Annotated in this window: 5 protein-coding genes; 3 read left to right on the top strand and 2 right to left on the bottom strand. The window is 71.0% G+C overall.

Going from position 1 to position 8,323, the window contains the following annotated elements:
- Nucleotides 1-530: 530 nt before the first annotated feature.
- Nucleotides 531-1,229 carry a transglycosylase SLT domain-containing protein gene (locus ACIO3O_RS38925; protein ID WP_401754435.1) on the top strand — a complete coding sequence of 233 codons (699 nt, stop codon included), beginning with the start codon at nt 531-533 and terminating at the stop codon, nt 1,227-1,229.
- An 82-nt stretch (nt 1,230-1,311) separates the two neighbouring features.
- On the opposite strand, the gene ACIO3O_RS38920 is transcribed toward ACIO3O_RS38925, so the two are convergent.
- Nucleotides 1,312-3,975 (bottom strand): FHA domain-containing protein, encoded by a 2,664-nt coding sequence (locus ACIO3O_RS38920; protein ID WP_401754432.1) that lies wholly within the window; start codon nt 3,973-3,975, stop codon nt 1,312-1,314.
- A 327-nt stretch (nt 3,976-4,302) separates the two neighbouring features.
- Here ACIO3O_RS38920 and ACIO3O_RS38915 point away from each other — a divergent pair, with 327 nt between their 5' ends.
- Nucleotides 4,303-6,111 carry a streptophobe family protein gene (locus tag ACIO3O_RS38915; RefSeq protein WP_401754429.1) on the top strand — a complete coding sequence of 603 codons (1,809 nt, stop codon included), beginning with the start codon at nt 4,303-4,305 and terminating at the stop codon, nt 6,109-6,111.
- A 364-nt stretch (nt 6,112-6,475) separates the two neighbouring features.
- Nucleotides 6,476-7,690, top strand: a complete 1,215-nt coding sequence (gene serB, locus ACIO3O_RS38910) for a phosphoserine phosphatase SerB (protein ID WP_401754426.1) — start codon at nt 6,476-6,478, stop codon at nt 7,688-7,690.
- A gap of 65 nt (nt 7,691-7,755) precedes the next feature.
- On the opposite strand, the gene ACIO3O_RS38905 is transcribed toward serB, so the two are convergent.
- Nucleotides 7,756-8,274 (bottom strand): SixA phosphatase family protein, encoded by a 519-nt coding sequence (locus ACIO3O_RS38905; RefSeq protein WP_401754423.1) that lies wholly within the window; start codon nt 8,272-8,274, stop codon nt 7,756-7,758.
- Nucleotides 8,275-8,323: the final 49 nt, after the last annotated feature.

The raw sequence follows: 8,323 nt of genomic DNA, 5'->3' as shown, positions 1-8,323 counted from the left end.
AGGGGCGGCACCCGGGTGGGCCGGGAGCGGGAGGGGCCGCCCCCTTGCCCGCCCGTCCCGCCCCCGGGGGGCGGCCCCGCCGCCCAAGGGGGCTACGGGGGAGGGTGGGGAGGGGCGGCCCCGTCGCCCAAGGGGGCTACGGGGGAGGGTGGGGAGGGGCGGCCCCGTCGCCCAAGGGGGCTGGGGGGAGGGTGGGGAGGGGCGGCCCTGCCGCCCGAGGAAGAGGGAGGGCGGTTTCGACGGTGTGGGAGGGGTTACGGAAGTGTTTGCGGGGGTTACGGGGGGTGAGGTTGTTACGTGGTTGATGTGAGGCCGGGCATAGGACGCAGGTCACTTACGAAGGGGCGTAGTGGAGGGATAAAGGGCGTGTGAGCGGGGGTGGCAGCGGTCCGGGACGGTCCTTCGGGGGGACGGGTCCACTATCGGGGTTCGTATGTGGGGTCTTTGCGCAGGGATTTTGCGGGCGCTAAGAATTGCGGTCGTCGCGGAGTCCGCGGCACTCCCCCGTCCCCTCCGAGAGGTACGTCTGCATGTCCTCCGCCTCTGGCCATCGTCGCCGCCTGACCAAGACCCACCGGGTCTCGATCACCGGAGTCGCCGCGCTCGGCGCCGCCTCCCTCGCCCTGACCCTCCTGCCCGGTGGCGGTTCCGCCGAGGCCGAGGCCGGGACGCAGGACATGGCCGCCGTCGCGATGGTCGCCCCCGAGGGCACCGGCACCATGCAGGCCAAGGTCGTCGAGCAGCACGCCGCCGCCGACAAGCGGGTCAAGGACCAGGCAGCCAAGGAGAAGGCCGCCGCCGAGGCGAAGGCCAAGGCGGACGCGAAAGCCAAGGCCGACGCCGACGCGAAGAAGCGCGCCGAGGAGAAGGCCGCCGCGAGCCGTGCCGCCGCGCGCAAGCCGGTGTACGCGAACAACCTCGACGGCTGGATCAAGGAAGCGCTGGACGTCATGAAGACGCGGGGCATCCCCGGTTCGTACGACGGGCTGCACCGCAACATCATGCGCGAGTCCACCGGCAACCCCCGCGCCATGAACGGCTGGGACGTCAACGCGCAGAACGGCACGCCGTCGATCGGCCTGCTCCAGGTCATCCAGCCGACGTTCAACGCGTACCACGTGCCGGGCACCCCGCACGACATCTACAACCCGGTCTCCAACATCACGGCCGCGGCCAACTACGCCGCCGCCCGTTACGGGTCGATCGACAACGTCAACGGCGCCTACTGAGCGACGTACGCACACGAGGAAGGGCGGCTCCCGGATCACTCCGGGGGCCGCCCTTCCTCGTATCGCCGTATCGGCTACCGCGTCACTTGCGCATGACCTCGGGCTCGTGGCGGCGCAGGAAGCGCGCCACGAGGATGCCGCAGAAGGCGCCGATCGCCAGCAGCGCACCCATGTCGATGAACCACTGGAGCACCTCGTGGTCCCAGAGCGGGTCCGGGTTTCCGGGGTCGTCGAGGTTCGGGCTGACCTTGTTGAAGTCGAGCGTGGTGCCGGCCGCGGCGACCGCCCAGCGGGACGGCATGACGTACGACAGGTAGTTGGCGAAGCCGCCGTTCAGGATGAACAGGCAGCCGGTGAAGACGACCTGGACGATCGCGAACATCACCAGCAGCGGCATCGTCTTCTCGGAGGTCTTCACCAGCGCCGAGATGATCAGGCCGAACATCATCGAGGTGAAGCCGAGCGCCATGATCGGCAGGCACAGTTCGAGGAGCGGGAGGCCCTTGAGGATCAGGCCCTCCTTGGGGATCTCGCGCTGCGTGAAGCCGATGAGCCCGACGATCACGCCCTGGAAGGCGGTGATCAGGCCGAGCACGATGACCTTGGACATCAGGTACGCGGAGCGGGAGAGGCCGGTGGCCCGTTCGCGCTCGTAGATGACCCGTTCCTTGATCAGCTCTCGTACGGAGTTGGCGGCACCGGCGAAGCAGGCGCCGACCGAGAGGATCAGCAGGACGGTGGTCGCGGTGCCGTTGGGGGCGATGCTGCCGTTGGCGCGCGGCTTGTTGGGCAGCATGTCCTCGCCGGGCTGGATGAGGAGGCTGACCACGCCCAGGACCGCGGGCAGGATCAGCATCAGCGCCATGAAGCCCTTGTCGGACGCGATGACGGAGACGTATCGCCGGACCAGCGTGGTGAGCTGGGAGAACCAGCCCTGCGGCTTCGGCGGGCGCATCTGCTGCGGGGGCGGCATGTGGACGGGCGTCGCGGCGACCGCGTCGATGTCCGCCGCGTACATCTGGTAGTGCTGCGAGCCGCGCCAGCGGCCCGCCCAGTCGTAGTCGCGGTAGTTCTCGAAGGCGGAGAAGACGTCGGCCCAGGTGCTGTAGCCGAAGAAGTTCAGGGCCTCCTCGGGCGGGCCGAAGTAGGCCACGGAGCCGCCGGGGGCCATCACCAGGAGCTTGTCGCAGATGGCGAGCTCGGCGACCGAGTGGGTCACCACCAGGACCGTGCGGCCGTCGTCGGCGAGGCCGCGGAGCAGCTGCATGACGTCGCGGTCCATGCCCGGGTCGAGGCCCGAGGTCGGCTCGTCGAGGAAGATCAGGGAGGGCTTGGTCAGCAGCTCCAGGGCGACCGAGACGCGCTTGCGCTGGCCGCCGGAGAGGGAGGTGACCTTCTTCTCCTTGTGGATGTCCAGCTTGAGCTCGCCGAGGACCTCGTCGATCCGCTGGTTGCGCTCGGCCTCGGAGGTGTCCGAGGGGAAGCGCAGCTTGGCGGCGTACTTGAGGGCCTTCTTGACGGTCAGTTCCTTGTGCAGGATGTCGTCCTGCGGGACCAGACCGATGCGCTGGCGCAGCTCGGCGAACTGCTTGTAGAGGTTCCGGTTGTCGTAGAGGACGTCGCCCTTGTTGGCGGGCCGGTAGCCGGTGAGCGCCTTGAGGAGGGTCGACTTTCCGGAGCCGGAGGGGCCGATGACCGCGATGAGGGACTTCTCGGGGACGCCGAAGGAGACGTCCTTGAGGATGTCCTTGCCGCCGTCGACCGTCACGGTCAGGTGGCGGGCGGAGAAGGAGACCTCACCGGTGTCGACGAACTCTTCGAGCCGGTCGCCGACGACGCGGAAGGTGGAGTGGCCGACGCCGACGATGTCGTTGGGGCCCAGCAGGGCCGTCCCCGACTTCTGCATCGGCTGGCCGTTGATGTACGTGCCGTTGTGCGAGCCGAGGTCGCGGATCTCCATCCGGCCGTCGGGCGTCGCGTGGAACTCGGCGTGCAGGCGCGAGACCTGGAGGTCGGAGACGACCAGCTCGTTCTCCAGGGCGCGGCCGATGCGCATGACGCGGCCGAGTGCCATCTGGTGGAACGTGGTCGGGCTGCGGTCGCCGTAGACCGGCGGAGCCCCCGCGACGCCGCCGGGCTGAGCGCTCTGCGCGGAGGCCTGGGGATTGTTCTGCTGGTACGAGGGCTGCTGACCCTGCGGAGGGCGCGGGGCGCCCTGCTGCTGGGGCGGCTGGTGGCCCTGGCCCTGCGGGGGCTGCTGCTGCCAGCTCGGCTGCTGGGGCTGCTGACGGGCGGCTTGGTGCTGCGGGGCCTGGTGCTGCGGAGCCTGGTGACCCTGGGGCGGCTGGTGACCCTGGGGCGGCTGGTGCTGGGCGGGCTGCTGCTGCCAGCTCGGCACCTGCTGGCCGCCGCCCCCGCCCTGCGGCTGTCGGGCCTGCTGCGCGGAGCCGCCGCCCGAGCCGGACAGGACCAGCTGCGGGCCGTCGGTGGCGTTGCCCAGGTGCACGGCGGAGCCGGGGCCGATCTCCATCTGGTGGATGCGCTGGCCCTGCACGTACGTGCCGTTGGTGCTGCCGTGGTCTTCGATCACCCAGCTACGGCCGCCCCAGCTGATCGTGGCGTGCCGCCAGGAGACCCTGGCGTCGTCTATGACCACGTCGCCCTGCGGGTCGCGCCCCACGGTGTACGACCTGGACGAATCGAGAGCCCAGGTCCTTCCATTCAATTCCAGTACGAGTTCCGGCACTCCATGCCCCACTAGTTGTCCCCCGTAGTTACGCCCGTCACCGGGAGTCTAGGGATGGTGAACATCGGGGGGAACTATTTCAGGCCCGGACTCGAATACGAAAGTCGGCCCATGTGAAAAGGGGGTGCGCACGGCCTCCGCACGCCCGTTGACTCGGCAGAAACACCACCGGAGAGTGGTAAGCGGCCATGAGTGCGTACGTCTGCGTACGGATCATGCGGGAACCGGGCGAAGAGGACTTACCGGTACGGATCGGGTGGTCTGATGGGTGGGAACGGTCGGGTCAAGGTGCGCTGGGGCGATGTTCTTCTCGCCTCAATTGCCGCTGTGAGCTGGGCTTTGGTCGGAATGGCGGGCACCGCGGCGCTCGGCCTGCACCTGCTCGGGGCGGATGCCGCCGGGTCGCTGCGGTCGATGACGGCCGCGGTCGTCGTCCTGGCGGTGGGCGGCTCCGTCACACCGACCGGGAGCGTCTCGGCCTTCGGGATGGAAGGCGCGGCGGCGCGAACAGCCGTCGACATTGCGCCACTTGGGGTGGGTCTGGTCGGGGCCCTGCTGCTCGGATTCTTCTTCCTGCGCTCGCTGAAGCGCGCCGGGCGGGAGATTCCGGGGAGCGAACTCGCGGTGCGGGCGGGGTCGTTGGTGGTGTTGTTCCTCGTCACGCTCGGTGGTCTCGCGTGGGCGGGTCACGACGTCATCACGATTGACGGCGCGAAGCTGGGACTCGACAAAATTCCCGGAAACGATCTTCCCGGAGGGATCGCGGACAAGCTCCCCGGCGATCTCGGCGGGCTGCTTCCGGACCGGATCTCCGACCTGGTCGACGCGAAGGCCACGGTCGGTTTCTCCGTGAATACGGGGACATCGCTGGTGAGTGGTGCGGTGTGGGTGGTGGGGGTGCTGATCATCGCGCTGCTCGCGTCGCGCAGGACCCCGTTGCCCCGGGGGTGGGACGCGGTGCACCGGGTGCTGCGGCCGGCCACGTCGGCGCTGACGGCCGTGCTGGTGATGGCAGTGCTCGCCGGTCTCGCGGCCGCGCTGTACGCCGCGATCGGGGACGACCGGCCGGGGCGGGTGCTGGGGGCCGCGCTGCTGGGGGCGCCGAACGGGGTGTGGCTGGCGGTGCCGCTGGGGCTCTTCGTGCCGTGGGAGGGGCGGGTGACGGGGTCGCTGGCGGGGGCGCTGCCGTCGCCGGTGGACGACCTGCTGTCGGGTTCCGACGTACGGCCGCTCTCCGTGCCGCGGCTCGCCGAGCTCGACGGGCGGGTGTGGCTGCTGGCCGTCGCGGTGATCGTGATGATGCTGTACGCCGGTGTGCTCGCGGCGGCCAGGACCCCGCGGGAGGAACTGTCCCGGATCGGGTACGCCGGGCAGTGCGCGGTGGCGCTCGGGACGGTGACCGGGGCCGCGCTGCCGCTGCTGGTGTGGCTGACCGGGGTGTCGGCGGACGCGTCGCTCTCGGTGCTGGGGTTCGACGCGGTCGGGGCGGGGCTCGCGCTGAGCGGGAGCGTGCCGATGGCGTTGCTGCTGGGTGTGGTGTGGGGGGCCGCGGCGGGGGCGGCCGGGGCGCTGCTGGCGTGCGTGGCGGGGGCGGAGGGGTCGCGGGCGGCTCCGTTGGCGTTGCCGCCGGGGGGTGTTCCGGGGCGCGGGGACCGGACGTATCCGGATCTGGCATATGTGCCGGGGCCGTATCGGCCGTCGCCGTCGTACGGGGAGGGGGGTGTCGGGGACGGTACGAATCCGTATTTGCGGCCGGTGCGGGAGGTGGGGGACGCGGTGCGGCCCGGGGGGCCGCCGGGGGCGGGGGCGGGGAGTGGTTGGAGGGCTGGGCCGGCGGTCCCGGCCCGGCCGCCTTCCGGGGCGGCGTCCGGGGGGCCTTCCGGGGCGGCGTCCGGGGCGCCTTCCGGGGGGTCCGCCGGCTCGTCGGCCGAGCCGCCGCCGACGGGGTCGATGGGGTCGGTTCCGCATCGGAAGACGAAGGACGGGAGGCATGCGGTGCCGACGATCACGGGGATTCCGGGGCCGCCTGTGGCGCCGGGGGCGCCGGGGAAGGGGCGTGAGGGGGCGGGGGCCTCGGCTCCGCCGGAGGAGGAGGGGCCTCCGCCGCCGGGGACTCCTGGGAGGGGGCGGAAGTAGGGCGTTGTACGGGGGTGGGTGGGTTGTCGGTGGGCCGGGGGTGGGGTGGGCGGTGGTCGGTTTCGCCCCAGCCCCGCCCCTTCACCTAAACCCGCGGGGCTGTGGACGGTTCCGTGCGGGTGGGTGGGTGGCTGGTCGCGCAGTTCCCCGCGCCCCTGAAGGGGCGCTGCTTGGCGGTGGCGAGCGTGCTGGGCGCGCCCGTGCGGCGGAGCCGCACATCGAAACAGCCCCGCGCGCCCGATGGGGCGCCCGTGCGGCGGAGCCGCACGTTGGGACAGTCCCGCGCCCCTGAGCTGTAGCCGCCTGTCCGGGGGGTAAGACGGGTGGGGACTCGGGGGTGGGGGGCCGATACGGTGGGGGGACCATGAGCGCACTGCCGAGTAATGATGTTCCGACCCTTCTCGTCAAGATCTTCGGGAAGGACCGGCCCGGGATCACCGCCGGGCTCTTCGACACCCTCGCCGCCTACTCCGTCGACGTCGTCGACATCGAGCAGGTCGTCACCCGTGGCCGCATCGTGCTGTGCGTGCTCGTGACCGAGCCGACCGTCGCCGCCGCCGGTGAGCTGCGGGCGACCGTGCACAGCTGGGCGGAGTCGCTGAAGCTCCAGGCCGAGATCATCTCCGGTGTCGGTGACAACCGGCCGCGTGGCAGCGGCCGTTCGCACGTGACCGTGCTCGGGCATCCGCTGACGGCGGAGTCCACGGCTGCCATAGCGGCCAGGATCACCGACACGGGCGGGAACATCGACCGTATCTTCCGGCTGGCGAAGTATCCGGTGACGGCTGTGGAGTTCGCCGTGTCGGGGGTGGAGACCGAGCCGCTGCGGACCGCGCTCGCACTGGAGGCGGCGGGTATCGGGGTGGATGTGGCCGTCGTGTCGGCGGGGTTGCACCGGCGGGCGCAGCGGCTGGTCGTGATGGATGTGGACTCGACGCTCATCCAGGATGAAGTGATCGAGCTGTTCGCGGCGCACGCCGGGTGCGAGGCGGAGGTCGCCGCCGTCACCGAGCAGGCGATGCGCGGGGAGCTGGACTTCGAGCAGTCGCTGCATGCGCGGGTGGCGCTGCTGGCCGGGCTCGACGCCGGGGTCGTGGAGAAGGTCCGGGCCGAGGTGCGGATGACGCCGGGCGCGCGGACGCTCGTACGGACGCTGAAGCGGCTCGGGTATCAAGTGGGCGTCGTTTCCGGGGGGTTCACCCAGGTCACGGATGCCTTGATGGAAGAGCTGTCGCTGGACTTCGCGCAGGCCAACACGTTGGAGATCGTCGACGGAAAGCTGACCGGGCGTGTGATCGGCGAGGTCGTGGACCGGGCCGGGAAGGCGCGGCTGCTGCGCCGGTTCGCGTCGGAGGCCGGGGTTCCGCTGGATCAGACCGTGGCGATCGGGGACGGTGCCAACGACCTCGACATGCTCAACGCGGCAGGCCTGGGTGTGGCGTTCAACGCCAAGCCGGTCGTACGGCAGGCCGCCGACACCGCGGTGAACGTGCCGTTCCTGGACACCGTGCTGTACCTGCTGGGCATCACGCGTGAAGAGGTCGAGGCCGCGGACGGGGATTCCGGGCTGGAGCACTGAGGGGTACGGGAAAGGGGGTGCGGGCAGTGGATTCGCTGCCCGCACCCCCTTCTGCGTAACGCCGATCAGTCGTGCGGCGCCCAGTAGTCGGTCAGCCGGGCCATGCCCAGTTCCACGGACTTCCAGGAGCCGGTGAATTCGAGGACCGCGTACGTCGCGGTCGGGAAGCCGCCCTTGGTCATCCGGGCCAGCGCGTCCGGGTCGGCCTGGCCCGCGAGGGAGTCGGCGACCGCGTGCATGCCCGGGTTGTGGGCGATGACCAGCAGGTTCGTGACGTCGTCGGGGGTCTCGTTGAGGACGGTGATGATCTCGCCGGTGGAGGCTTCGTAGAGCCGGTCCTCGTAGACGGTCTTCGGGCGGTGGCCCAGTTCCTGCACGGCCAGCTTCCACGTCTCACGGGTCCTGGCGGCGGTGGAGCACAGGGCCAGGTCGAAGGTGAGGCCCGTGTCGGCAAGCTTGCGGCCTGCGGTGGCCGCGTCCCGGCGGCCCCGCTCGGCGAGCGGCCGGTCGTGGTCGGACACCTGCGGCCAGTCGGCTTTGGCGTGCCGGAGAAGGACGATCCTGCGGGGTGTATCGACGCTCATGCACCCCAGCTTCGCACGAAACGCGCGCCGGGGCCCGGGGTGTTGGCAC

The sequence above is a fragment of the Streptomyces sp. NPDC087440 genome, from assembly GCF_044744005.1.
Lineage (GTDB): Bacteria > Actinomycetota > Actinomycetes > Streptomycetales > Streptomycetaceae > Streptomyces.
Note: the sequence above shows the minus strand (reverse complement) of the source record. Positions and strands in the feature narration are given on the sequence as shown.